This is a genomic window from Pseudoduganella dura (assembly GCF_009727155.1).
GTDB classification, from domain to species: domain Bacteria; phylum Pseudomonadota; class Gammaproteobacteria; order Burkholderiales; family Burkholderiaceae_D; genus Rugamonas; species Rugamonas dura.
Genome location: NZ_WNWM01000002.1, coordinates 2,027,086 through 2,051,326, shown reverse-complemented (window position 1 = coordinate 2,051,326; position 24,241 = coordinate 2,027,086). Strand labels below are relative to the sequence as shown.

General features: G+C 66.0%; 27 protein-coding genes. 21 read left to right on the top strand and 6 right to left on the bottom strand.

Annotated elements, in window-relative coordinates; genetic code table 11:
- The 3 genes from GJV26_RS09000 to GJV26_RS08990 all read left to right on the top strand — a co-directional run bounded on the left by GJV26_RS09000 (position 1) and on the right by GJV26_RS08990 (position 1,708).
- The gene (locus GJV26_RS09000) at positions 1–567 is read left to right on the top strand and encodes a cytochrome c oxidase assembly protein (protein ID WP_155708527.1); all 567 of its coding nucleotides are present in this window, start codon (positions 1–3) and stop codon (positions 565–567) included.
- Positions 564–761: a DUF2970 domain-containing protein gene (locus tag GJV26_RS08995; RefSeq protein WP_371866451.1), complete on the top strand. Its 198-nt coding sequence runs from the start codon at positions 564–566 to the stop codon at positions 759–761. Before GJV26_RS09000 ends, GJV26_RS08995 begins: the two co-directional genes overlap by 4 nt.
- An 86-nt stretch (positions 762–847) precedes the next feature.
- Positions 848–1,708: a cytochrome c oxidase subunit 3 gene (locus GJV26_RS08990; protein ID WP_155708526.1), complete on the top strand. Its 861-nt coding sequence runs from the start codon at positions 848–850 to the stop codon at positions 1,706–1,708.
- Positions 1,709–1,781: 73 nt separating this feature from the next.
- On the opposite strand, the gene GJV26_RS08985 is transcribed toward GJV26_RS08990, so the two are convergent.
- The gene (locus tag GJV26_RS08985) at positions 1,782–1,982 is read right to left on the bottom strand and encodes a twin transmembrane helix small protein (RefSeq protein WP_155708525.1); all 201 of its coding nucleotides are present in this window, start codon (positions 1,980–1,982) and stop codon (positions 1,782–1,784) included.
- A 36-nt stretch (positions 1,983–2,018) separates the two neighbouring features.
- Between GJV26_RS08985 and GJV26_RS08980 the strand changes: the two genes are divergently transcribed.
- The 6 genes from GJV26_RS08980 (at position 2,019) to GJV26_RS08955 (ending at position 7,253) form a co-directional block, all read left to right on the top strand.
- On the top strand, positions 2,019–2,744 hold the full coding sequence (locus tag GJV26_RS08980; RefSeq protein WP_155708524.1) for an SURF1 family protein: 726 nt from the start codon (positions 2,019–2,021) through the stop codon (positions 2,742–2,744).
- The gene (locus tag GJV26_RS08975; RefSeq protein WP_189442306.1) at positions 2,722–3,315 is read left to right on the top strand and encodes an SCO family protein; all 594 of its coding nucleotides are present in this window, start codon (positions 2,722–2,724) and stop codon (positions 3,313–3,315) included. The genes GJV26_RS08980 and GJV26_RS08975 overlap by 23 nt, the downstream gene beginning before the upstream one ends.
- Positions 3,316–3,462: 147 nt before the next feature.
- Positions 3,463–4,572, top strand: coding sequence for a COX15/CtaA family protein (locus tag GJV26_RS08970; RefSeq protein ID WP_229419231.1), 1,110 nt, complete (start codon positions 3,463–3,465; stop codon positions 4,570–4,572).
- Positions 4,569–5,462: a heme o synthase gene (cyoE, locus tag GJV26_RS08965; RefSeq protein ID WP_155708523.1), complete on the top strand. Its 894-nt coding sequence runs from the start codon at positions 4,569–4,571 to the stop codon at positions 5,460–5,462. The genes GJV26_RS08970 and cyoE overlap by 4 nt, the downstream gene beginning before the upstream one ends.
- Position 5,463: 1 nt before the next feature.
- Complete coding sequence (locus GJV26_RS08960; RefSeq protein ID WP_155708522.1) at positions 5,464–6,042, top strand: SCO family protein; 579 nt, start codon at positions 5,464–5,466, stop codon at positions 6,040–6,042.
- Positions 6,043–6,170: 128 nt separating this feature from the next.
- Positions 6,171–7,253 carry an AI-2E family transporter gene (locus GJV26_RS08955; RefSeq protein ID WP_155708521.1) on the top strand — a complete coding sequence of 361 codons (1,083 nt, stop codon included), beginning with the start codon at positions 6,171–6,173 and terminating at the stop codon, positions 7,251–7,253.
- Positions 7,254–7,311: 58 nt separating this feature from the next.
- Here GJV26_RS08955 and GJV26_RS08950 read toward each other — a convergent pair whose 3' ends face one another.
- The 3 genes from GJV26_RS08950 to GJV26_RS08940 all read right to left on the bottom strand — a co-directional run bounded on the left by GJV26_RS08950 (position 7,312) and on the right by GJV26_RS08940 (position 10,496).
- Complete coding sequence (locus GJV26_RS08950; RefSeq protein WP_155708520.1) at positions 7,312–8,058, bottom strand: DUF3108 domain-containing protein; 747 nt, start codon at positions 8,056–8,058, stop codon at positions 7,312–7,314.
- Positions 8,059–8,106: 48 nt separating this feature from the next.
- Positions 8,107–9,444, bottom strand: a complete 1,338-nt coding sequence (locus GJV26_RS08945; RefSeq protein WP_155708519.1) for a hemolysin family protein — start codon at positions 9,442–9,444, stop codon at positions 8,107–8,109.
- A gap of 149 nt (positions 9,445–9,593) precedes the next feature.
- Positions 9,594–10,496 carry a LysR family transcriptional regulator gene (locus GJV26_RS08940; RefSeq protein WP_155708518.1) on the bottom strand — a complete coding sequence of 301 codons (903 nt, stop codon included), beginning with the start codon at positions 10,494–10,496 and terminating at the stop codon, positions 9,594–9,596.
- Between the two features lie 383 nt (positions 10,497–10,879).
- On the opposite strand from GJV26_RS08940, the gene GJV26_RS08935 reads away from it, so the two are divergent.
- From GJV26_RS08935 to GJV26_RS08880, 12 genes are all read left to right on the top strand, one after another.
- Complete coding sequence (locus GJV26_RS08935; protein ID WP_155708517.1) at positions 10,880–11,455, top strand: TerD family protein; 576 nt, start codon at positions 10,880–10,882, stop codon at positions 11,453–11,455.
- Positions 11,456–11,457: 2 nt separating this feature from the next.
- Positions 11,458–12,156: a TIGR00266 family protein gene (locus GJV26_RS08930; RefSeq protein ID WP_155708516.1), complete on the top strand. Its 699-nt coding sequence runs from the start codon at positions 11,458–11,460 to the stop codon at positions 12,154–12,156.
- 61 nt (positions 12,157–12,217) lie between these two features.
- Complete coding sequence (locus tag GJV26_RS08925) at positions 12,218–12,799, top strand: TerD family protein (RefSeq protein WP_155708515.1); 582 nt, start codon at positions 12,218–12,220, stop codon at positions 12,797–12,799.
- Positions 12,800–13,037: 238 nt separating this feature from the next.
- Complete coding sequence (locus GJV26_RS08920; RefSeq protein WP_155708514.1) at positions 13,038–14,060, top strand: ATP-grasp domain-containing protein; 1,023 nt, start codon at positions 13,038–13,040, stop codon at positions 14,058–14,060.
- Complete coding sequence (locus GJV26_RS08915) at positions 14,057–15,277, top strand: phosphoribosyltransferase domain-containing protein (protein WP_229419230.1); 1,221 nt, start codon at positions 14,057–14,059, stop codon at positions 15,275–15,277. The genes GJV26_RS08920 and GJV26_RS08915 overlap by 4 nt, the downstream gene beginning before the upstream one ends.
- Entirely contained in the window at positions 15,274–16,026 is a 753-nt protein-coding gene (locus GJV26_RS08910) for an HAD family hydrolase (protein ID WP_189442029.1), read from the top strand. The genes GJV26_RS08915 and GJV26_RS08910 overlap by 4 nt, the downstream gene beginning before the upstream one ends.
- A complete protein-coding gene (locus GJV26_RS08905; protein ID WP_229419229.1) occupies positions 16,023–17,168 on the top strand; it encodes a cysteine protease StiP family protein in 1,146 nt (381 codons plus the stop codon). The genes GJV26_RS08910 and GJV26_RS08905 overlap by 4 nt, the downstream gene beginning before the upstream one ends.
- Positions 17,161–18,087, top strand: coding sequence for an HpcH/HpaI aldolase/citrate lyase family protein (locus tag GJV26_RS08900; protein ID WP_155708513.1), 927 nt, complete (start codon positions 17,161–17,163; stop codon positions 18,085–18,087). Before GJV26_RS08905 ends, GJV26_RS08900 begins: the two co-directional genes overlap by 8 nt.
- 125 nt (positions 18,088–18,212) lie before the next feature.
- Entirely contained in the window at positions 18,213–19,259 is a 1,047-nt protein-coding gene (locus GJV26_RS08895) for a DUF475 domain-containing protein (protein ID WP_155708512.1), read from the top strand.
- Positions 19,260–19,368: 109 nt separating this feature from the next.
- Entirely contained in the window at positions 19,369–19,944 is a 576-nt protein-coding gene (locus tag GJV26_RS08890) for a TerD family protein (RefSeq protein ID WP_155708511.1), read from the top strand.
- 64 nt (positions 19,945–20,008) lie between these two features.
- Positions 20,009–20,590, top strand: coding sequence for a TerD family protein (locus tag GJV26_RS08885; protein WP_155708510.1), 582 nt, complete (start codon positions 20,009–20,011; stop codon positions 20,588–20,590).
- Between the two features lie 246 nt (positions 20,591–20,836).
- Positions 20,837–21,130, top strand: a complete 294-nt coding sequence (locus GJV26_RS08880) for a hypothetical protein (RefSeq protein ID WP_155708509.1) — start codon at positions 20,837–20,839, stop codon at positions 21,128–21,130.
- Positions 21,131–21,145: 15 nt separating this feature from the next.
- On the opposite strand, the gene GJV26_RS08875 is transcribed toward GJV26_RS08880, so the two are convergent.
- Both GJV26_RS08875 and GJV26_RS08870 read right to left on the bottom strand, forming a co-directional pair.
- Entirely contained in the window at positions 21,146–23,461 is a 2,316-nt protein-coding gene (locus GJV26_RS08875) for a type II CAAX endopeptidase family protein (protein ID WP_155708508.1), read from the bottom strand.
- Entirely contained in the window at positions 23,458–24,192 is a 735-nt protein-coding gene (locus tag GJV26_RS08870) for an ABC transporter ATP-binding protein (RefSeq protein WP_155708507.1), read from the bottom strand. Before GJV26_RS08870 ends, GJV26_RS08875 begins: the two co-directional genes overlap by 4 nt.
- Between the last annotated feature and the right edge of the window lie 49 nt (positions 24,193–24,241).

The following is a 24,241-nucleotide window of genomic DNA, read 5'->3' as shown; positions in this document are numbered from 1 at the left end:
ATGAACGAAGACAACCGCAAGCTGCTCGGCAAGCTGGTCGTGATCGCGGTGGCGATGTTCGGGTTCGGCTACGCGCTGATCCCGGTCTACAAGCACATCTGCGAAGTGCTCGGCATTAACGTGCTGACGCAGAAGGATGGCACGGTGGCGCCGCCGGACAACACGCAGGTCGACCGTAGCCGCAAGATCACCGTGGAGCTGGACAGCAACGTGCAGGGCACGCTGCGGTTCCGTCCCACGACCAGCAGCGTGACCGTGCACCCGGGCGAGATGGTGACCGTGGTGTACGAAGTGGTCAATTCGCAGGGCCGCGTGGTGAATGCGCAGGCAGTGCCGAGCTATGCGCCGCAGAGCGCCACCCCGCACTTCAAGAAAGTGGAATGCTTCTGCTTCAAGCAGCAGACGCTGCAGGCGCACGAGGCGAAGCAGATGCCGGTGATGTTCTACCTGGATCCGAAGCTGCCGAAGGAAGTGCAGACGATCACGCTGTCGTACACGTTCATCGAGATCGGCGGCCTGGCAGAGGCACCGAAAGCGGCAGCTGCTGCAAGAGCGGCGCAATTGTGAACGAGCGCAAACCGTCCTTTCTCTATTCATTGAAGGCGGTGCTGTGGTCGTTCGTGGGGCTGCGCCGCAAGAGCGATTTCGAGCAGGACCCGGGCAAGCTGAACCCGATCCACGTGATCGTCGCCGGATTGCTCGGTGTCGCGGTGTTCATCGGCATCCTGATCGTCATCGTCAAGATCGTGGTATCACCCTGATAAGTTCGCAATACTGAATACAAGAAAATCGAAAGTCAGTAGGGCGTCCCGATAAGAAGTTTGTAAATTCGAAAGTTCGCGAGGAGATGAAGATGAATTCGAAGCAAGCACCGTATTACTTCGTGCCCGGCCCGTCCCGCTGGCCGATGCTGGCCGGGATGTCGATGCTGGTGACGATGATCGGCGCGTCGGCCTGGGTCAATGACAGCTCATGGGGCAAGCTGGTCTGCCTGGTCGGCATCGCCGCCATGCTGGCCGTGCTGTACGGCTGGTTCGGCGACGCGATCCATGAATCCCAGGACGGCCTGTACAGCAAGCGCATCGACAACTCGTACCGCTGGTCGATGGGCTGGTTCATCTTCTCGGAGGTGATGTTCTTCGGTGCGTTCTTCGGCGCGCTGTTCTATGCGCGGGTGATCTCGATGCCGTGGCTGGGGGACCTGGACCACAAGATGATCTGGCCGGACTTCCTGCCGCAATGGGGCAATGCCGGCCCGGCGGGCGTGGTGGACACCTTCAACACGATGGGCCCGTTCCCGATCCCCACGATCAACACGGCGCTGCTGCTCGCTTCCGGCGTCACGCTGACGATCTCGCACCATGCGATCCAGGCCGGCAAGCGCAGCAAGTGCGCGCTGTGGCTGGCCGCCACGATCCTGCTGGGCGCGGTGTTCATGGGCTTCCAGGTCTACGAATACATGCACGCCTACCAGGAACTGAACCTGAAGCTCACGTCGGGCATCTACGGTTCCACGTTCTTCATGCTGACCGGCTTCCACGGTTTCCACGTGACGATGGGCGCGATCATGCTGTCCGTGGTGCTGTTCCGGGTACTGAAAGGGCACTTCACGCCGGAGAACCACTTCGCCTTCGAAGGCGCGGCCTGGTACTGGCACTTCGTCGACGTCGTGTGGCTGGGACTTTATGTCATAGTCTACTGGCTGTAAGGCGGCGCTATAATCGGCTGCGCTGACAGCAAGGCCGCAGTGGCTCAGTCACTGCGGCTTTTTTGTTTGTGCCTTACCGGATCCCCGTCGGCTGGATGTACCCCATCCGGTTCAGCACGAGAATGATGATGAACAGCGCCACCGACAAGCCCACGCGCAATGCCAGCGAGCGCACCATGCGGGGATTGCCGCCTTTGCCGCGCATCAGGTAGAACAGCGCGGAGCCCAGGCTGCCGATGATCAGGATGAATGCGATGGCAACGAAAATTTTCATGGTGGCTAAGGGCCGGAAAGGTGGAGCTTCATTGTAATGCGTATCGCTTTCCGTTTTAAACCCGTGCCGTTCGTGGCAACGCTGCTGCTGGTCGTGCTGGGCATCGCGCTGGGGCAGTGGCAGGACCGCCGTGCCGACGAAAAAGTGGCGGTTGCCACCGAGCTTGCCGGCGGCAGCGCCGCCGCGCCGCTGGTGGCGGGTGCGGCGCCGATCCCGCTGGCGCAGGCGCAATTCCGGCGCGTGTCCGCCACCGGAACGTTCGTCGACTGGCCGCTGTACCTGGACAACCGCCCGCATGACGGCCGCGCCGGCTTCTACGTGCTGATGCCGTTCCGCATCCAGGGCACGGCGATGCACGTGCTGGTGGCGCGCGGCTGGCTGCCGCGCGACGCGGCCGACCGCCAGCGCATCGCGGCCTATCCAACGCCACAGGGCCCGGTCACGATCGAAGGCGTGGCCAAGCCGACCGCCGGGCATGTGATGCAGCTGGGCGAAGCGCCCGCGCTCACCGCCGGCGCGATCGTGCAGAATGCCGACGTGGCGCAGGTGGCCGCCGCCAGTGGCCTGGCCATGCACCCGTTCGTGCTCGAGCAGACCTCCGCCGACGGCAGCGAGGGCGCGCTGCTGCGCGACTGGCCAAAGCCCGACCTGGGCGTCGACAAACACCGTGGCTATGCGTTCCAGTGGTATGCGCTGGCGCTGACGGCCTTCCTGTTCTTTATCATCAGCGGATTTCGCAGTGGCAGAAAAAACCATCAATAGGGCGCGCGGGCGCTGGAAGCTGTTCGCGGTGCTGGCGGTCTGCGCATCGCCGCTCGTGGCGTCGTACATCACGTATTACGTGATCAAACCCAGCTCCCGCAACAATTACGGTACCCTGATCGACCCGCGCGAGCGGCCCATGCCGGTAATGGCCACGCGCACGCTGGCCGGCGACCCGGTCACGCTGCAATCGCTGAACGGCAAGTGGATCATGCTGAAGGCCGGCGGCTCCGATTGTGGACAGGCATGCCAGGACCAGCTGTTCACGATGCGCCAGCTGCGCACGATGCAGGGCAAGGAGATGGACCGCGTGGAGCGCGTGTGGCTGATCACGGACGAGCAGCCGCTCGACACGCTGCTGATGCGCGTGAACGACGGCACCCGCATGCTGCGCGCGCCGGCCGGCACCGTCGACAAGTGGCTGCCGGTGGAAGCCGGCGGCAAGGCCGAGGAGCACATCTACATCATCGACCCGCGCGGCAACCTGATGATGCGCTTCCCGAAGAACCCCGACCCGGCGAAGATGAAGAAGGATATCGGCAAGCTGCTGAAGGCATCGGCCATCGGTTGATGCGCGGGCTGGGCCCGCCGTGCCCGCCGGCCCGGTGGCGGCACCCGATCCGGCCGGACCACGAGTCCGGCCTGACCCGTATTCAGGCTGACTCGTTCAGCCGGCTCTTCCAGCCGGATCTTCCGGCTGAATCATGACAGGAACACCATGCATCACACCACGCTGGCCCAGATGGCCATCACCGCCCTGATCGTCGCGCTGCTGCCGCTGTCGATGGTCTGGATTTCCAGTGACGTCAACAAGTACCGCAAGCTGGTGTGGATCAGCGTGTTCATCACCTTCGACCTGATCGTGTTCGGCGCCTTCACGCGCCTGACCGACTCGGGCCTGGGCTGTCCCGACTGGCCCGGCTGCTACGGCCTGGCCAACCCGTTCCTGGCGCACGCGGAAATCCGCGCCGCCGAGCTGCTGCAGCCGACCGGCCCGGTGACGATGTTCAAGGCGTGGGTCGAGATGATCCACCGCTATTTCGCGATGGCCATCGGCGTGCTGATCATGGCGATGATGTGCGTCGCCTGGTACCGCTGGCGCCGCGAACGCAAGGCCGGCTACCGGCCGGGCTATCCGACCATGCTGTTCCTTGTCGTCTGCCTGCAGGGTGCTTTCGGTGCCTGGACCGTCACGCTGAAGCTGCAGCCGGTGATCGTGACGACCCACCTGCTGCTCGGCATGGGCATGCTGGCCTTGCTGACCTGGTTCGGCGGCCTGCAGGACCATGCAACGCATCCGTTCGGCAACGCCGGCGTGACCCCGCCGGCGCTGCGGCGCATCCGCTGGCTGGCCGCGCTGTCCGGCGCGGTGGTGCTGGTGCAGCTGTTCCTGGGCGGCTGGGTGAGCACCAACTATGCGACGCTGGCCTGCACCGAGTTCCCGCTGTGCGGCGGCGGCAAGGTGATCCCGGAGATGGATTTCGAACACGGCTTCCACCTGTGGCGCGAACTGGGCAAGACCTCCGCCGGGCACTACCTGCCGTTTTCCGCGCTGACGGCGATCCACTGGGTGCACCGCAACTTCGCGCTCGTCGTCTTCATCGTGCTCGGCTATACATGCTGGCGGGCGTGGCGGGTGGCGGTGCTGCGCAAACCGGTGATCGGCATCGGCATCGTGCTGGTGCTGCAGGCCCTGACGGGCGTGGCCACGATCTACCTGAGCTTCCCGCTCACGATCGCCGTGCTGCACAACGCGGGGGCGGCCGCCCTCGTGCTTTTCCTGACCATGGTAAACTACCGGGCCAGTTTTTTGACCCCCACTCCATGACCGCCCAAGCCGCAACCCATCGCCAGACCAGCCGCATCGCCCAGTACTGGGCGCTGACGAAGCCGCGCGTGACACAGCTGGCCGTGTTCTGCGCCGTGATCGGCATGTTCCTCGCTACCGACGAATTGCCGGACTGGCGCGTGGTGGTGGCCGGCACCATCGGCATCTGGCTGCTGGCGGGCGCCGCGTTCGCCGTCAACTGCCTGGCCGAGCGCGAGATCGACGCGCGCATGGCCCGCACCGCGCGCCGGCCGATGGCGCGCGGCGAGATCACGCCCACACAGACGATGATCTTTTCGAGCATCATTGGCGGCGCCGGCATGTGGATCCTGTATGCGCTGGTGAACCCGCTGACGATGTGGCTCACGTTCGTCACCTTCGTCGGCTACGCCGTCATCTACACGATGATCCTGAAACCGGCCACGCCGCAGAACATCGTCATCGGCGGGCTGTCGGGCGCGATGCCGCCGGCGTTGGGCTGGGCCGCCGTGGCCAACGACGTGCCGATGCAGGCCTGGCTGCTGGTGCTGATCATCTTCCTGTGGACGCCGCCGCATTTCTGGGCACTGGCACTGTATCGCCGCGACGATTACGCCAAGTCCGGCCTGCCCATGCTGCCCATCACGCACGGCATGGCGTTCACGCAGTTCCACGTGTTCCTGTATTCGATCGCGCTGGCGGCCACCACGCTGCTGCCGTTCGCCGTGGGCATGAGCGGGACGATCTACCTGGCCTGCGCCGTCGTGCTCGATGCCGTCTTCCTGTGGTACGGCTGGCGCATCTGGCGCAACTACAGCGACCTGCTGGCCCGCAAGGCCTTTGCCTTCTCGATCCTGTACCTGGCGCTGCTGTTCGGCGCGCTGCTGCTCGATCACTACATCCGGATCTGACATGAAAAAACTGCTTGCCGCGCTGTTCTTCCTGAGTGTTCTGCTGGGGTGCTCCGAAAAACGCGCCAATTTCGTCAACGTCGACATCACCGGCGCCACCCATGCCAAGGGTTTTTCGCTGAAGGACCACAACGGCAAGCCGGTCACGCTGGAAAGCTACAAGGGCAAGGTGGTAGTGATGTTCTTCGGCTTCACGCAATGCCCGGACGTGTGCCCGACCACGATGGCCGAAATGGCCGCCGTGATGAAGGAACTGGGCCCGCAGGCCGACCAGGTGCAGGTGCTGTTCGTGACGCTGGACCCGGAGCGCGACACGCCCGAACTGCTCAAGCAGTACGTGCCCGCGTTCGATCCGCGCTTTACAGGCCTGTACGGCACGCCGGCCGAAATCGCCCAGACGGCCAAGGAGTTCAAGGTGTTCTACCAGAAGGTGCCGGGCAAGGACGATCCGGCCACCTACTCGATCGACCACACGGCAGGCAGCTTCGTGTTCGACAAGCAGGGCAAGGTGCGCCTGTTCCTGCGCCACGCGCAGGGCACGAAGCCGGTCGTGCACGACCTGAAGCAGCTGCTGTCCTGATCCGCTAGCCCCTTCCGCATTGCAAGCCCTCGCGGCCCCTCCACGGGGCCGCGCTGCATTCGTGCCAAGCTTGCATCCCTGGCAGGTCGTCCCCATTTGCGGCGGCATACCCCGGAGGATGCCGCCGCATGGAAAAACGCTTTCAACCCTATACCCGCCTCGCGGCGATCGTGTTCCTCGTCATCGGCTGCCTGTGGGTGCTGCGGCCGTTCCTGCCCGCCGTGCTGTTCGCCTGCGCGATCACGATTTCCAGCTGGCCGATGTTCCAGCGGCTGCTGCACCGCCTGCGCGGCCGGCGCACGCTCGCCGCCACCGTGATGACGGTGTCGCTGATCCTGCTGATCATCCTGCCGTTGGCGCTCGTCACATGGAACGTGGCGGACAATGCCGGCAATGTCTACCGCGCGCTGCGCGACGCGCTGGCATCCGGCACGATGGTCGCGCCCGACTGGCTGCGCGGCATCCCGGTCATCGGCGAGACGGCCTACCACTATGTGCAGAACCTGATCAGCAGCCGCGAGCAGCTGATCGACACCGCCAAGCGCTTCATGGAACCGGCACGCCACTTCCTGCTGGGCGGCGGCCTCGTGCTGGGCAGCGGGGTGGCGCAGGTGAGCCTGGCCGCCTTCGTCAGCTTCTTCCTGTACCGCGATGGCGATACGCTGCTCAGGGCGCTGTCGATCGGCATGGGCAAGATCATGGGCGAGCATGCGCCCGAAGTGGCCGATACCGTCAGCCGCACGGTACGCGGCGTGATGTACGGCTTGCTGGGCACCGCGCTGGCGCAGGCCTTTGTCGCCGCCGCCGGCTTCATGATTGCCGGCGTGCCGGCCGTCGCGCTGCTGGCCGTGGCCACGTTCCTGTTCTCGCTGATTCCCGTGGGCCCGCCGCTGATCTGGGGCGGCGCCGCGATCTGGCTGTTCTACCAGGGCAGCACCGGCTGGGCGATCTTCATGGCGGTGTGGGGCGTGTTCCTGATCAGCGGCGTCGACAACGTCGTCAAGCCGATGCTGATCAGCCGCGGCTCCAGCCTGCCGTTCCTGCTCGTGTTGCTGGGGGTGATGGGGGGCGTGATCGCCTTCGGCTTCGTCGGCCTGTTCATCGGCCCGACCCTGCTCGCCGTGGCCCTCGGCCTGCTGCGCAACTGGACCAATGTCAACCCGGTCAGCCCGCACCGGCCGGAGCACGAACAGGGCGAGGCGGCGCCATAGGAACAACGTGCCGTGCGCGAGGACCGGTGTCCGACACCGAAGTCCTCGACAGCCACACTCAGTTCAACAGCGTCTTGACCAGCGTGCGCCCATCCGGCAACGGGCTCTCCTGCTTCACCATCAGCTGTGTGCCCTTGGCGTACCAGAATTTCGACAGGCTGCCCGGCACGTTGTAGTCGGTGGTGACGATCCAGCAGTCGACCGGGCCGGCGGGGCCGGCGATCGCTTCGCTGCCGGCCACCCTGAAGGTATACCGCGCCGGGGCGGCGGCGCCGCCGGCATGGTAGAACACCAGTTGGGCCTCGTAGCCGTCGGCCAGCGGCAGCGCCTGGAGCAGTTCCATGTCGGCCTCGAAGTTGAACGCCGCTTCCTTCGATTCCACCGCCAGGTTCTTCTGCGTGTTGTCCTGCAGCTCGGCCATGCCGGTGATCTTGCCGGCGGCGAACGCAAAGCCTTCCACGGTCTTCCTGCCATCCTTTTCCGTGATGCGCACGTGCGTGTACGGGCGAAAGGTGCCGGCCTCGAACGTGGATTCGAGGCGTTTCACGGAAGGCGCCTTGCCGACCGCGTCCCAGCGCTGCCGGATCTGCATCTGTTTGCCGTCGAAGTGGATGTCGCGCTGCCAGATGTCGAGGGCGGTATTGCCGTCGGCGGAGCGGAGGTAGCGCAGGTAACGGTGGCTGCCTTCCTTCAGCAGGTGGAAGCGCGGCAGCGGCGTGCCCACTTCCACGTATTGCGGCGCGGCGTGCGCCGACGCGGCGGCGGCCAGCAGCAGGGCAGGGAGAATGAATCGGAGACGGGGCATGCGGGTCCTCCACGGCGGGTGAAAGACCCCATTATATGGAATGCAACGTCAGTCCTGCTCGTCCTCTGACGTGCGGCCCGTGCGCGGGATGACTTTCACCAGCAGGATGCGCGGGCCGTTCATCTTGCGCACCACCAGGTCGAATGCGTTGAAGCTCACGCGCTGCCCCTGTTTCGGGATGTCGCCCAGCTTCAGCATGATCAGGCCGCCCACCGATTCCACCTCGTCCAGGCCCAGTTCCTCGTTTTCGATGTCGATGCCCAGCATCCGCTCCAGCGAGAAGATCGGCAGGCTGGCCTTGCCGATCAGCGCGCCGTCCTCCTGCTTGAGCCAGTCGTTTTCGTTCAGGCGGAATTCATCGTGGATCTCGCCGACCATCGCGCCGAGCAGGTTGTCCAGCGTCAGGAAGCCCACCGGGCGCTTGCCCTTTTCGCCGATCAGCGCGAAGTGCGGCGCACCCTCGCGGAAACGGCGGAACAGCTCGATTGCCGGCGTGCGCGCGGAAATCGTCTCCACCGGCCGCAGGAACGGCGTAAACGTGGTGATCGGCTTGCCGGACTGCTGCGCGAAGAACAGGTCCTTCAGGTGCACCACGCCCAGCACCGAGTTGCCGTCCTCGTCGAAATACGGGTAGCGCGAGAAGCGGTTGCGCACCACGGTTTCCAGGTTCGCCGTCAGCGGGCGGGAAGCGTGCAGCGCGATCACCTCGTTGATGGGCCGCATCAGGTCCGATACGCGCAGCTGCGAGAAATCGAGCGTGTTGGCGAGGATGTTGCGCTCGTCCTTGTTGAATTTCTCGCCGGGCTGGCTGGTGCGCAGGATCAGCTTCAGTTCGTCCGTCGAATAATGCGAGTCGTGGCCGCCCGTGCCGCGCAGGCCGGCGAGATGGAGCACCATGTTGGCGCTCTTGTTCAGCACCCAGATCGCCGGGTACATCGCCCAGTAGAAGCCGTACAGCGGCAGCGCGCACCACACGGCGACCGCTTCGGGCACGCGGATGGCCAGCGACTTGGGCGCCAGCTCGCCCACGACGATGTGCAGGAACGAGATCGTGACGAAGGCAAAGATGAACGAAATGCCGTGCACCACCTCGTTGGACGTGATGCCGATACCGAACAGCAGCGGTTCGAGCAGCCCGGCAAACGCCGGTTCGCCGATCCAGCCGAGGCCCAGCGAGGCCAGCGTGATGCCCAGCTGGCAGGCGGACAGGTAAGCATCGAGCTGGCCATGGACTTTTTCGAGGATGCGGCCCCTGAGCCCCTGTGTTTTCGCGATGGCGCGCACGCGGGTGCGGCGCAGTGTCACGATGCCGAATTCGGCGGCAACGAAAAAACCGTTCAGTGCGACGAGGAAGAAGGCAAGGAGGACCAGCAGTAGATTATGCATAGGACGCACTTCGACTGCTTTCGTCACCGCGCGGCATGGCGCGCAATGGTGCGGAATTCATCGAAGCGGGTAGTTAAAACATACATCTTATCCGACCCGGACCGAAGCGGCGCAATTCCGGGGCGGCGCGGGGTGCGCCCTTGCACCCCTTACACCGTGAACAGCCCCGTGTTCGCCGCCATGATCGCTTCCACCGCCGGATGCTTGATGCGCCGCTCGCTCGAGATCGCATAGAACTGTTCGCGCAGTTCGGTGGCCGTGCCGGCGGGGATCGCGCCGTATTGCAGTTCGATATCCTTCTCCAGGCTGGCGTGGGCGAAGAACAGGCCCAGGCCGTCGCGCGCGAAGGTGGTCAGCATGGCGTTGTCCTCGAATTCGCCCACCACGTCCGGCCGCACGTCGTGCTTGAGCAGCCATTCGTCGATGCGGCCGCGCAGCGCGTTGTTCCGCGTCGGCAGCAGCAGCGGCGCGCCGTTCAGTGTGGCGGGGAACTCGCGGCCATACCGGTGCGCCAGCTCGGGTGTACCGAACAACAGCATCTCGCTTTCACCCAGCAGGTGGTTGTACACGCGCAGGCTGGCCGAGGCGCGCACCGAACGGTCGGTCAGCACCACGTCCAGCTTGTGCAGCGCCAGATCGGCCAGCAGCGATTCGAACTCGCGCTCCACGCACACCAGCTTGACCGGCACTTTCATGTCGAAGGCCGCGCGCAGCAGGCGGTAGGCGATCAGCTTGGGCAGCGAATCGGAGATGCCCACCGTCAGCCGGGTGCGGCCCGCATCGGCCTCGTTCAACGCTTCCTGCATGCGGTCGCCCAGCTCGAAGATCTGCTCGGCATAGGTCAGCGCGACGCGGCCGGCTTCGGTGGGCACCAGGCGGCGGCCCTGCTGCGTCAGGAGCTGCTTGCCCACCGATTGCTCGAGCGCGGACAACTGCGCGCTGACGGTCTGGATCGCCAGTCCCAGGCGCTCGGCTGCACGCGTCACGCTGCCTTCCGCGGCCACCACGCGAAAGAAATACAGGTGGCGGAAATTGATGCCGCTGGTTTTCATGGTTCGGGTTTTACGCAGTAAAGTTCACATTATCTTCTATTTTTCAATTGGAAGCCTTCCTCTACACTACGTGACATTGATCAAACAGACAATTGATCGTTACAGGACGGCCCCTATCGCATACGAGGCTGGCAGGCGTGGCCGGCGTGGCCTTCATCGCCGCCCCGGATGGCCACCGGCTTGCTGCCGTAAATGGCAGCAAGCCGCAGCCATCGTATGACGGGATTGGGGATTTAAGGGAAAAACAAGTAAATAAGTGGCAAACTTGGTGGCAAACTAAGTAGAACCAGGCGGGGGTTCCCCGCAAGAACCGCGGCGCACGCACGACACCGATGCGCCGTGTCGGGAAGAAGGGTGTCTTTTATTTCAAGGAGTAATCGATCATGGCAATCAGTCTGCAAAAAGGCGGCAACGTCAACCTGAGCAAGGAAGCCCCCGGTCTGTCGCAACTGACCATCGGCCTGGGCTGGGATGTGCGCAACACCGACGGCGCGGCATTCGACATCGACAGTTCGGTCTTCCTGCTGAAAGCCGACGGCAAGGTGCGCAGCGACCAGGACTTCATCTTCTACAACAACCTGAAGTCCACCGATGGGTCAATCGTGCACTCCGGGGACAACCGCACCGGCGAGGGCGAGGGCGATGACGAATCCGTGCAGGTGGACCTGGCCCGGGTTCCCGCCGATGTGGACAAGATCGCCGTCTGCGTGACGATCCACGATGCCGAAGCGCGCCGCCAGAATTTCGGCCAGGTGCAGAAGGCCTTCGTGCGCTGCGTGAACAGCGCCAACAACCAGGAAGTGGCGCGCTACGACCTGTCCGAAGACAGCTCGACGGAAACGGCGATGGTGTTCGGCGAACTGTATCGCAACGGCAGCGACTGGAAATTCCGCGCCGTCGGCCAGGGCTACAAGGGCGGCCTGGCCGCGCTGGCCACCAGCTACGGCGTGGCGGTGTAAGCATGCCTGTCTTTTCCATTACCGGCGAAGAGGATCCGTTCCTGCACGTCTCCCTGCGCCATGGCGAGAAGATCTATTGCGAATCGAACGCCATGGTGATGATGGAGTCGGCCCTCGAGCTGAAAGGCAAGATGAACGGCGGGCTGGGGGCGGCGCTGATGCGCACCTTCGCCAACGGCGAATCGTTCTTCCAGCAGCACATCGAGGCCGTCAAGGGCGATGGCGATTGCCTGCTGTCGCCCACGCTGCCGGGCGCGATGCAGGTGCTCGACGTGGGCCAGCGCCAGTACATGATCAGCGACGGCGCGTTCGTGGCGGCCACCTCGAGCGTTGACCTGAAGGTGCGCACCCAGAACGTGGGCACCGCGCTGTTCGGCCAGACCGGCGGCTTCTTCATCACGGAGACTGCCGGCAACGGCCAGCTGGTGGTATCGGGCTTCGGCTCGGTGGCCACGCTGGACGTGGTAGCCGGCAAGGACATCACGATCGACAACTCGCACGTGGTGTGCTGGGACAGCTCGCTGCGCTACGAGATCTCGGTGTCGACCAACCGCAGCGCCGGTTTCCTGGGCAACCTGGTCAACAGCGTGACGAGCGGCGAAGGGATGGTGCTGCGCTTCTCCGGCAACGGCAAGGTCGTGGTGTGCTCGCGCAGCCGCGCGGCATTCCTGTCCTGGCTGTCGAGCAGCAAGCCGCAGTAACAAACATGGCAGGGAGCTCACCGGTGAATCCATCGGTGAGCGCAATGACGAGGAGGATGACATGTCGGTCAATCTGACGAAGGGCCAGAAGATCTCTCTGGACAAGGAAGCCGGCGGCGCGCTGTCGCAGGTGTCGATGGGGCTGGGCTGGGATGCCGTGAAGAGCAAGGGTTTCCTCGGTTTCGGCAGCAAGAGCGCCGACATCGACCTGGATGCGTCGTGCCTGCTGTTCGACGAGGCCAACAAGCCGGTGGACGTGGTGTGGTTCCGCCAGCTGAAAAGCCGCGACGGCAGCGTGATGCACTCCGGCGACAACCGCACCGGCGCGGGCGACGGCGACGACGAGCAGATCAGCGTCAACCTGGCGCAGGTACCGGCCAGCGTGAAGAGCATTGTGTTCACCGTGAACAGCTTCACCGGCCAGAGCTTTGCGCAAGTGCAGAACGCCTACTGCCGGCTGGTCAACGCGGCCAACGGCAAGGAAGTGGCGCGTTTCGACCTGTCCGTGCAGGGTTCGCACAATGCCCAGATCATGGCCAAGCTGTATCGCCACGGCGGCGAATGGAAGATGCACGCGATCGGCGAAAACGGCAACGGCCGCACGTTCGAGGAATTGCTGCCGCAGGTCGCGCCGCACCTGTAAGGAAAGCGCTGCTGCGAATGAAGGGCTGTAACAGCAGCGTGGTAGTGCGACGTCGCGGCGGTCCCGGGCCGCCGCGCAGAGACACGCAACAGATACCGTGTTCGACCCGCGCCTGTCCCATGGCGCGCTGCCTTGCGGTGGCCCGGGCAACCGGCCACCGCTTTCGATATTCCGGCAGGCCGCGCCGCGCGGCCTGCCGGTTGCTTGTCTACACCAATATTTACGCCAACGAGGGCATATGCGAGTCTGGTACAACAGAACATTTTCATCGATCTACAACGCGATGACCCTGATCCGGCAGTACGACAGCGCCGGGCGCTACCACCTGGTGTACTCGGCGGGCAGCAAGACGGTCGCCGCCCATGCGGCCCACCAGTTCGAGCTGGAGCCGCCCGTCAGCGGCAATGACTACCTGGAATGGTGCCTCGAATTCTGCCAGCGGTGGGATATCGGCATCTTCGTTCCCCATCGCGAGGCGGCCCTGGTCAGCGGTGCCAGGGAGCGCTTCGCCGCGATCGGCACCCGGGTGCTGGCCGTGGCCAGTCCCGAAGTGCTGGCGCTGCTGCACGACAAGGCGCAGTTCTACGCAACCGTGGAATTGCCCATCGCGGCACCGCCGGAAACCGTGCCGTTCACCACGCTGGCGGAGTTCGATGCCGGCCATGCCGCGCTGCGCGCGAAGTACCCGAAGCTGTGCGTCAAGCCGTCGAAGTCCGTGTACGGTCTGGGCTTCGCCGAACTGGACGAGGAACGCAGCAGCGCGCAGATCCTGATGGCCGGCGACCAGTACCAGATCGGCCTGAAGGACCTGCGCGCCGGCCTGGCCGGGCTGGAAAAGTTCCGCACGATGCTGCTGATGGAGTTCCTCGAAGGCCTGGAATACAGTGTCGACTGCGTGGCCGACGACGGCCGTCTCGTCTGCGCGGTACCGCGCCGCAAGCTGGCGAAGGAGGGGACCGGCCAGGTCATCGATCCGCAGCCCGTGATCCTCGACGCCGTGGCGCGGCTGGCCGCCGCGTACTGCCTGAACGGCGTGTTCAACGTGCAGTTCCGCGAAAGCGGCGGGCAGATGCGGCTGCTGGAAATCAATCCGCGCATGTCCGGCGGCGTCGGCATGGCCTGCATGGCCGGGCCCGCGCTGCCGTACCTGGCACTGGCCGGGTTCGACCGGGGCTACGGGCAGCTGGAAATTCCGGCGGTGCGCGCGGGCGTTCGTGTCGGCGAGTGGTCGCATGCCATCGAACTGGAGGGCATGCAATGAACGACCGCTGCATGGACGACGAACTCGGCAAGCGTGCGGGCGATTTCCGCGAGGTCGCCATGCCGACCGGCGTGTTGCGGGTGTCCACCGATGCGGCGGCCAGCCTGCCCGCCTATCCGCTGGACGCTTTGCTCGGCTTCGGCGCGCGCGCCAATGCCAAGCGCGGCTTCCTGTTCGTCAGCAAGGTGCTCGGCAAGCACTGGCCGTCGCGGCCCGGCGTGATGGCCGGGCTGCACGATGCGCTGGCCGCGCAGCTGCCCCCCGGCCTACCCGGCCCCGCGGTGTTCATCGCGCTGGCCGAGACGGCGATCGGCCTCGGGCAGGGCGTGTTCGAGGCCCACCTGCGGCGCGCCCCGGAACACGAGGCGCTGTTCCTGCACACCACGCGCTACCGGATCGAGGGCGCGCCCCTGATCGAATTCGCCGAACCGCACAGCCATGCGCCGCGCCAGTTCCTGCACCTGCCCGCCGACCCGGCGCTGCACGCCCTGTTCCTGCGCGCCCGCACGCTCGTGCTGGTCGATGACGAAGCCAGCACCGGCACCACGTTCCGCAACCTGGCGGCGGCCTGCCGCACGCTCAATCCGGCGCTGGAACACGTGCACCTGGCCACGCTCACCAATTTCATGGGCGCGCAGGCGGCCAATGCGCTGGCCGGCGGCATCGGCCTGCCGGTGTCGCACGGTGCGGCGCTGAACGGCAGCTTCGAATTCACCGCCGGGGAAAGCTTTCCGGAAACGGCGCCGGCGCAGGTGGTCGGCGCGGCGGGCGGCGTCGCTGTCGGCGGTGCCTTCGGCCGCGCGGGATTGTCGCAATCCTTGACCGTCCCGGCGGCAACCGTCGACACGCTGGCGTCGATGGCCGCTCCGGGCGAACGCGTGCTCGTTCTCGGCACGGGCGAATTCATGCATGCGCCGTTCCTGCTGGCGCGCGCGCTGGAAGAGCGCGGCATCGACGTCCGCGTGCAGTCGACCACCCGTTCGCCGATCCTCGAATGGGGCGCGATCGGCAGCCGGCTGGCGTTTGCCGACAATTACGGCGAAGGCATCGCCAATTACGTCTACAACCTGCTGCCCGGACAGTACGCGCACGTGTTCGTCTGCCATGAAACCCCCGCAAACGACGCGTTGCGCGACCTGGCCGCGCAGGTCGGCGGCCGGCTGGTGCATTTCCGGTCCGGCCGGCAGGTCGACGTCGCCGATGGAGCCGCGTCGTGAACAAGTTCCTGTTTGTCGACCTGGACGACACGCTGTTCCATTCGCTGCGCAAGTGCGATACCCGCGATGAGCTGCGCCCGATCGCGTTCCTGAAGGATGGCTCGGCAAACTCGTACACCAACGGGCGGCAGCGCGCCTTTCTCGCCATGGTCGGCCAGGGCATGACGCTGATCCCGACCACGGCGCGCGATCGCGACGGGCTGGCGCGCGTGGATTATCCGTTCACGCACTACCGGATCGTCGACTTCGGCGGCATCATCCTGGCGCCCGACGGGCAGCCGGACCCCGTGTGGCTGGCGCGCATGCGCGACGACATGGCCACCGCCTTGCCTGGCCTGCGGCAGGTGCTGGCCGTGATCGACGACTACGCGCGACGGGCCGGCATGCCGGCGCGGGCGCGGCTGGTGGAGGATCTCGGCCTGCCGTTCTATGTGAACGTGAAGGACCCGGAGCGGGACATGGCACGGCTCGACGCGATCGAACGCGAGGCCGTGGCGCCATGGCTCGCCGGGCAGGGCGGCGACTTCTGCCTGCACCGCAACGGCAACAACCTGGCGGTGCTGCCGAAACGGCTGAACAAGGCCCGCGCGGTGGAATACCTGCAAGCCCGGCTGCGCGACGAGCATGGCGAGATCATGACGTTCGGCATGGGCGACAGCCGCTCCGACGCCCGCTTCATGGCGGCCTGCGATTACGCCATCATCCCGAACGGCACGCAGTTGTCGGCACTGACGGTGGGCGCGCTATGACCATGGCCAATGCGGGCGCGTCCGCGGGATTTTCGGGGAGCTACCGGCAGGACGACGTGCGCTTCCTGCTCAAGCGGCTGCCCGGCCGTGCCTTCGTGTCGGTACGGGAGAAGGAGGCATTGATCCAGTCGGGCCGCAGGCACTACAGCGAAATGCTGTCGGCTGAGTCGCCGCCGTCCAGCCGGCACCTGGCCCTGTTCGACGCCGCATGCCATGCCAACCGCGCGCGGATGGCGCACGATTGCCTGCGCCTTGCACACCTGATCGCCGCGCGCCGGGCCGGCCCGGTCACGCTGGTGTCGCTGGCGCGGGCCGGCACGCCGGTCGGCGTGATCGTCAGGCGCCTGCTGGATGGCGTGCTGCGGCGCGAGGTCGTGCATTATTCGGTATCGATCATCCGCGACCGGGGGATCGACGAGGTCGCGCTGCGCACGATCGTGGCGCGGCATGCGCCGGAATCGATCGTGTTCGTCGACGGCTGGACCGGCAAGGGCGTGATCGCCCGCGAGCTGGAGCGGTCCGTCGGACTGTTCAACGCGCGGTACGGCGTGGCGATCGACAGCGGCCTGTTCGTGCTGTCGGACCTGGCCGGCGCCGCCGCCTGCGCCAGCTCGGCGGACGATTACCTGATCCCGTCGAGCATCCTGAATGCCACCGTATCGGGCCTGGTCAGCCGTACCGTGGTCAATGGCGACATCGGGCCGGAAGATTTCCATGGCTGCGTGGTCTACGGGGAACTCGCCGCGCACGACCGGTCGCGCGCCTTCGCCGACGACATCGCCGCCGCCGCGCTGGACATCGCGGCAAGCGGTGTGCCCGCCGCGCTGGACATCGCGGCAAGCGGTGTGCCCGCCGCGGTGCCCCTCGACAGGGAGCGTGCCGCGGCCACGTCGCGCGCCTGCCTGGCCGCGCTGGCGCAGCGCTACGACATCGCCGACATCAACCTGATCAAGCCGGGGATCGGCGAAGCCACGCGCGTGCTGTTGCGGCGCGTGCCGCGGCTGCTCATCCTGCGCGACCGCGAAGCGGCCGACGTGGCGCACCTGAATTTGCTCGCGCACGAAAAAGAAGTGCCGGTCGTGGTCGACCGGACATTGCCCTACCAGGGCGTTTCACTGATCAGGAGGGGAAGCGATGCATGACAAACCCATAGGCGCATCGCTGTATGTGCCGGCGACCCACAAGCACCTGCCCGGCATCGCGAACGGCGAGCGGATGGCGTCGCTGCGGTCGGTGATCTTCTGCACGGAAGACGCGGTGGCCGAACGCGAACTCGAATTCGCACTGGCCTGCCTTGCCGATACGCTGGAGACGATGCACCCGGACGCGCGGCTCGACCGCTTCGTGCGCGTGCGCAACGCCGAGGTGCTGAAACGCGTGCTCGCGATGAACGGCGCCGGGAAACTGACCGGTTTCGTGATTCCCAAGGCCACGCGCGACAACCTGGACGACTACCTGGGTCCGCTGGCCGATACCCGCCACCTGCTGATGCCCACGCTGGAAACGGCCGAAGTGTTCGACCCGGCGGAAATGCGCGCGATGCGCCTGCGCCTGGCGGCACCGGACGTGGCGCACCGCATCCTGGCGCTGCGGATCGGCGGCAACGACCTGCTGGCGCTGCTGGGGCTGCGCCGGTCGCGCGACATGACCATCTACCAGTCGCCGCTGGGGCCCGTGATCGCCAGCCTGGTGACGACGTTCCGGCCGCATGGCTTCCGCTTGACGTCGCCGGTGTTCGAGCACCTGGATTGCCCGGCGCTGCTGGCGCAGGAAGTGCAGCAGGACATCGCCTACGGGATGGTGGGCAAGACGGCGATCCACCCTTCACAGATCGAGTTGATCGAGCAGCATTTCCGCGTACAACCCACCGAGGTGGCAATGGCGCAGCGCATCCTGGAGCGCGACGCGCCCGCCGTGTTCAGGATGGACGATTCGATGTGCGAAGTGGCCACGCACCGCAACTGGGCCAACGCCGTGATCGCCCGCGCCCGGCATTTCGGCACGCACGTCGCGACGGCGGGCCTTGCCGCCGAGGTGCCGGGGGCGGCGCAACTGCCCTGATGGCTTGCCCGATGGAAGCTGATGCTTCGGTTTTTACGAAGTCAGGTTCACAGAATCTACTATTTTTCTAATCGATGGTTTTCTCTACACTGCGTGACATTGATCAATAAAGAAAGAAGTATCCGATGAAACATTTCAGGATCTCATTCCTGGTAACGGCCCTCTGCCTGGCGATCGCCGGGTGGTGGGGTTACCGGAACGCAGGCATCGCGGGCGCGCTGTCCGCACTGGGCGTTGCCGTCATTCTCGCGGTGATGGAAATCTCGCTGTCGTTCGACAACGCGGTGGTCAACGCCTCGGTGCTGAAGACGTGGGACGACTTCTGGCGCAAGCTGTTCCTGGGCGTGGGCATCATCATCGCCGTGTTCGGCATGCGGCTGCTGTTCCCGCTGGTGATCGTGGCCGTGGCGGCCGACATCGGCCTGACGGAGGTGTGGACGCTGGCGCTGAACAACCCGGACGAATATTCGCGCCACCTGACCGAGCACCATGCCGAAGTGGCGGCTTTCGGCGGCATCTTCCTGCTGATGGTGTTCCTGAACTTCGTGCTCGACCATGAAAAGGAAACGCACTGGCTGGGCAACTTCGAGAAGAAACTCGGTTCGCTGGGCAAGATCTCGTCGATCTCGATCATCGTGGCGCTGGGCACGCTGCTGGGCTGCATGTCGCTGGTGGGCGAAGGCCAGAAGCTGGCGGTGCTGCTGTCCGGCTTGTGGGGCCTGCTGATCTACGTTGGTGTCGATGCGCTGTCGAGCTACCTGGAAGCGGGCGAGGAAGGCGACAGCGGCGTGGGCGAGATGGTCAAGCGCGGCGGTATCGGCGGCTTCCTGTACCTGGAAGTGCTCGACGCATCGTTCAGCTTCGACGGCGTGATCGGCGCGTTCGCCATCACGAAGGACGTGGTCATCATCATGGTGGGCCTGGCGATCGGCGCGATGTTCGTGCGCTCGATGACGGTGTACCTGGTGGAGAAGGGCACGCTCGATGCGTATGTGTACCTGGAGCATGGCGCCCACTATGCGATCGGCATCCTGGCCGTGATCATGCTGGCGAGCATGAAGTTCCATGTACCCGAGATCTTCACCGGCCTGATCGGCGTGGCCTTCATCGCGGCCTCGGTGTGGTCTTCGCTGCAGTACCGGAAACGGCAGGCGGCCCTCGCCATGGCGTGAGGGCAGGAGGGGGTAAGCTCCCTCCACAAGGAATCGCGGCGCGCTACATGACACCAGTCGCGCTGCGTATGCAAGCAAGGTGTCTCAATCAACGAAGGAGTAATCGATCATGGCAATCAGTCTGCAAAAAGGCGGTAACGTCAACCTGAGCAAGGAAGCTCCCGGTCTGTCGCAACTGACCATCGGCCTGGGCTGGGACGTGCGCAACACCGACGGCGCGGCATTCGACATCGACAGTTCGGCGTTCATCCTGAAAACGGATGGCAAGGTGCGCAGCGATCAGGACTTCATCTTCTACAACAACCTGAAGTCCACCGACGGCGCCATCGTGCACTCGGGCGACAACCGCACCGGCGAAGGTTCCGGCGACGACGAGACGGTGAACGTCGACCTGACGAAAGTGCCGGCCGATGTCGACCGCGTGGCCGTCTGCGTGACGATCCACGATGCCGAGAGCCGCCGCCAGAACTTCGGCCAGGTGCAGAAGGCCTTCGTGCGCTGCGTGAACAGCGCCAACGGCCAGGAAGTGGCGCGCTACGACCTGTCCGAAGACAGCTCGACGGAAACGGCGATGGTGTTCGGCGAGCTGTATCGCAGCGGCACCGACTGGAAGTTCCGCGCCGTGGGCCAGGGCTTCCAGGGCGGCCTGGCCGCCCTGGCAACGAGCTACGGCGTGTCCGTTTGAGTCTTCAGTAAAACGCATGGCTGCCGGCGGCCTTTCAGCCGCCGGCATTGAGAAGGAGTATGTGATGTCAGTGAATTTGACGAAGGGCCAGAAGATCTCTCTGGACAAGGAAGCCGGCGGCGCGCTCACGCATGTGACGATGGGCCTGGGCTGGGATTCCGTGAAGAGCAAGGGCTTCCTGGGCTTCGGCGCGAAGAGCGCCGACATCGACCTCGACGCATCGTGCCTGCTGTTCGACGAGGCCAACAAGCCGGTGGACACGATCTGGTTCCGCCAGCTGAAAAGCCGCGACGGCAGCGTGGTGCACTCGGGCGACAACCGCACCGGCGCCGGCGATGGCGACGACGAGCAGATCAGCGTCAGCCTGGCGCAGGTGCCCGCCAACGTGAAGAGCATCGTGTTCACCGTGAACAGTTTCACCGGCCAGAGCTTCGCGCAAGTGCAGAACGCGTATTGCCGCCTGCTGAATGCCAACAACGGCAAGGAAGTGGCGCGTTTCGACCTGTCCGTGCAGGGCTCGCACAGCGCCCAGATCATGGCCAAGCTGTACCGCCACAACGGCGAATGGAAAATGCACGCGATCGGCGAAAACGGCACCGGCCGCACCTTCGAAGAGCTGCTGCCGCAAGTCGCACCGCACCTGTAACAAGCGCCGCAACCGCAGCGCTGCAATGCAGTGGCTGTAGAAGCAGCGCCGCAAGTGAGCCACGGCGGCCCCGCGCCGCCGTGCACGAACATGCAGCATGTACCGAGTTTCACCTGCGCCTGCCCCATGGCGCGCTTCCCTTCGCGGTGGTCCGGTTTCCGGCCACCGCTTTTTTTGCCCAGAAATATTCCTGCATTACTGGCGGGTGGCTGCAGTATGCTGACAATTTTCCAGGAATGACCAAGAATGCGCCTGCTGCAACTGATCCTGATCGTCGCCGTGTTCCTGGCCGTGCTGTGCGGGCCGGTGGTACTCGTTGCGCGCAACCTGTACCGGCGCGGCTATCCGCTGGCGCCGCGGCGCCTGCGCGTCATCGTGCCGCTTCAATTGATCGTGGCGCTGGGCACGATCGTGCTGGCCGATGAGCTGGCCGAGCACCACCTGCCGCTGATGATCGTGGTGGTGACGGCCGCCGTCAGCGCGCTGGGCGCACTGACGCTGTGGGCGATCGGCGCGCTGTTCCCGCAGCGCCTGCTGTAGCCGCGCCCCGGCCGTTCAGGCCTGGATGAAGATCATCACCCCGTTGTACAGCGCGTGCGTGACCACCGGGGCCAGCAGGCCGCCATTGCGCCCGTAGGCGCACGCGGTGCACAGGCCCAGCACGAACACCGGCAGCATCGACAACGGCGGATGCACGACGGCGAACAGCGCCGCGCTGGCCACGGCTGCCGCCATGAAGGGCAGCGAGCGGCGCAGGCCGCCGAACAGCAGGCCGCGAAAGATGAATTCCTCGGAGAACGGCGCGGCCACGCACGCGATGGCCAGCAGCAGCGGCAGCGCGATGGCGCCGTCCGGCTTCAGCTGGCCGAGGCCGAAGTGACGCACCACCAGCAGCCACAGCACGCCGGCCGCGATGGCCGGCACCGCCCACGTGGCGCCGGCCAGCACGGCCGGCAGCACCGGCCCGTGGCGGAACACGGGCACGCCGTTCGTGCCCATGCGCCAGTACACGAAGCGCATCAGCGCCCACACGGTGGCGCCGCTGATCGCCAGTGCCAGCGCCAGCTCCGACAGCGAAGGCAGGCCGCCGCCACGGTGGATGACGGCGAGCGCGATCACCTGCGCGGCAAAGAACAGCAGCGCGGCAATCATGGCGTCCGCCGCGGAGACGCGCGGCGGCGACGCCGACGTCGGGTCCAGCAGATAGGGCAGGTGGTCGCGTGCCTTTTGCCACAGCGCCAGCGCCAGCCCGGCCAGGAGCACCACCACGGCCGCGCGGTGCGCCCACTCGGTGGTGTACAACGCGTAGCCGTACAGCGCCGCGAGCACCGAATACAGGTACACGTACGTGGGCCGCACGCGCGCCCCGGCTTCCTGCGCCAGCGGATCCGAAGCGAAGACGCCCAGCGCCACCGCGATCAGCGCGAACACCGGAACGCCGAGCGCCACCAGGGCGATCCGCGCAATCAGGTCGACATCGATGGCCGGCCCCAGGCCGATGCCGACCGCGAACACGGCGGCGGGATAGACCATCGCCAGCGCCGCCCACAAGCGGGCCTTTTCCAGCAGCATCCGCTCCAGCGTGGCGGGGAAGGTGTACAGCAGCCACAGCGACTGGCCTTCCGTGTTGATCGTCTGGAATGCCGACAGCAGCAGCACGTAGCTGCCCAGCCCGAACGCGATCGATGCCAGCAGCGCGCCGTCCGTGGCCAGTTCCGTCATCGCATCCATCCGGCCCGTGAAGAACAGCTGGCTGCCGATGATCACCAGCGGCACCACGAGGCTCTGCACGAGGAATGTGCGATCGCGCGCCAGCAGTTGCAATTCGCGCCGCTGCAGCGCGGTACCGGGCAGGGCGCGCCGGGTCGCGGGCGGTGGCCGCTGCGCCCGTGCCGCCTCGCGCGAGCTGGCGGCCACCACCCCGGTCGACAACTGGCGCTCCAGCAGCGCCAGGGCGGCCGCCAGCAACAGCGCCGCCTGCAGCGCCAGCAGCGCGCCGAAGCCGATCGCCGCCGGCGCGGCGCGGGCATCGAGCCACTGCACCACGAGGCCGGGCGGAGTCCATAATGTCCACGCCGGCCACGCGCGCGCCCAGCCCATGGTCATGCCGTTGGCGCCGGTCGACAGCGCGATGACGAGGTAAATCAGCGGCATCGCCGCCACCGAGATCGCCGCCTGCAGGTTGCGCAGCTGCGACGGCGGCAGCGACAGCCGCAGGCCCGTATCGACCAGCGTGCGCACTGCCGCGGCCAGCGCCAGCAGGGCCAGCGCCGCCACCGTGGCAGCCAGCGGCGCCGTCCAGTCCAGCCCGGCATGCCAGCCGATCATCAGCGCGGCCGGCCACAGCACCAGCCAGCCCGTGGGGTTGGTGACCGTGCGTTCCAGTACGCGTGCCCACAGCAGCCCCTTGCGGCGCACCGGCAGCGTGACCAGCCATTCCAGGTCCCAGTCCGGCTGCGCCAGTTCGCGGCTGCCGAGGGGCACCAGCAATGCCACGAGCCAGAGCAGCCACAGTTCCATCGCCAGCCCGCGCGCCAGTCCGGAAGTGAAGGGAGCTTCGCGCATGTCGTCCGTGGCCACGCGCTCGCGGCCGGCCGCATCGACCTGGCCGGCGCACACATCGCCCGGTGTCAGCTCGCAATGCAGGTTTACGACGATCTGGTGCGACAGGTGCGAGAACGCCAGCGTCATCATCAGCGCCATCACCAGCGGCAGGATCCAGCGGCCGCGGCGCTTGCCGGCGGTGGCGGCGCGGCCGGCGCCGGGCTTGCGCCGCAGGGACACGGTGGCCAGGTTCAGCAGGCGGCGCAGCCGCAGCCGGGCCAGCAGCCAGGCGGCGCGCACGGTGCCCACGGGCGGGTGGCCGTTCATTGCGGCGCCACTTTGTCCGTTTCGTCCGTCAACCGCAGGAACACTTCCTCGAGCGACGTATCGCCGTCGTCGCGCAGCTCGTCGAGCGCGCCGGTCGCCACCAGCGTGCCGCGGTGGATGATCCCCACCCGGTCGCACATGCGCTGCGCCATGTCCAGCAGGTGGGTGGAGACGAAGATGGTCTTGCCGGCGGCCGCGCGGCCTATCAGCAGTTCCTGCACGTCGCGCGCGGCACGCGGGTCCAGGCCGTTGATCGGCTCGTCGAGGATCAGCACGGCCGGGTCGTGCACCAGCGCGCATGCCAGCCCCAGCTTCTTCTTCATGCCCATCGAATAGTTCACGGCGAATTCCTCGGACACGTCGTCGAGCCCGAATTCGGCCAGCAACCCTTCGGCGCGGGTGGCGGCGGCATGCCGCGGCAGGCCGTGCATTTCGCCGACGAATTGCAGGATCTCGCGGCCGCGCAGGTAATCGTAGAAGATGGGATTGTCGGGCAGGTAACCGACATGGCGCTTCACTTCGGCGGCGCCCGCATGGCAATCGAGGCCGTCGACCAGCACCCGGCCCGCGCTGGGCACGAGGATGCCCATCATCATCCGGATCGTGGTCGTCTTGCCGGCGCCGTTCGGGCCGAGAAAGCCGAATACCTCGCCGCGCCGCACCGCGAGGGTCAGGGGCCGCACCGCTTCATAAGCGCCGTAGCGCTTGGCCAGGCCATCGAATTCGATCATGTCGCTCGCCGTTCAGCTGGGGAGCGCCGATCTTAACATTGACGCAAGT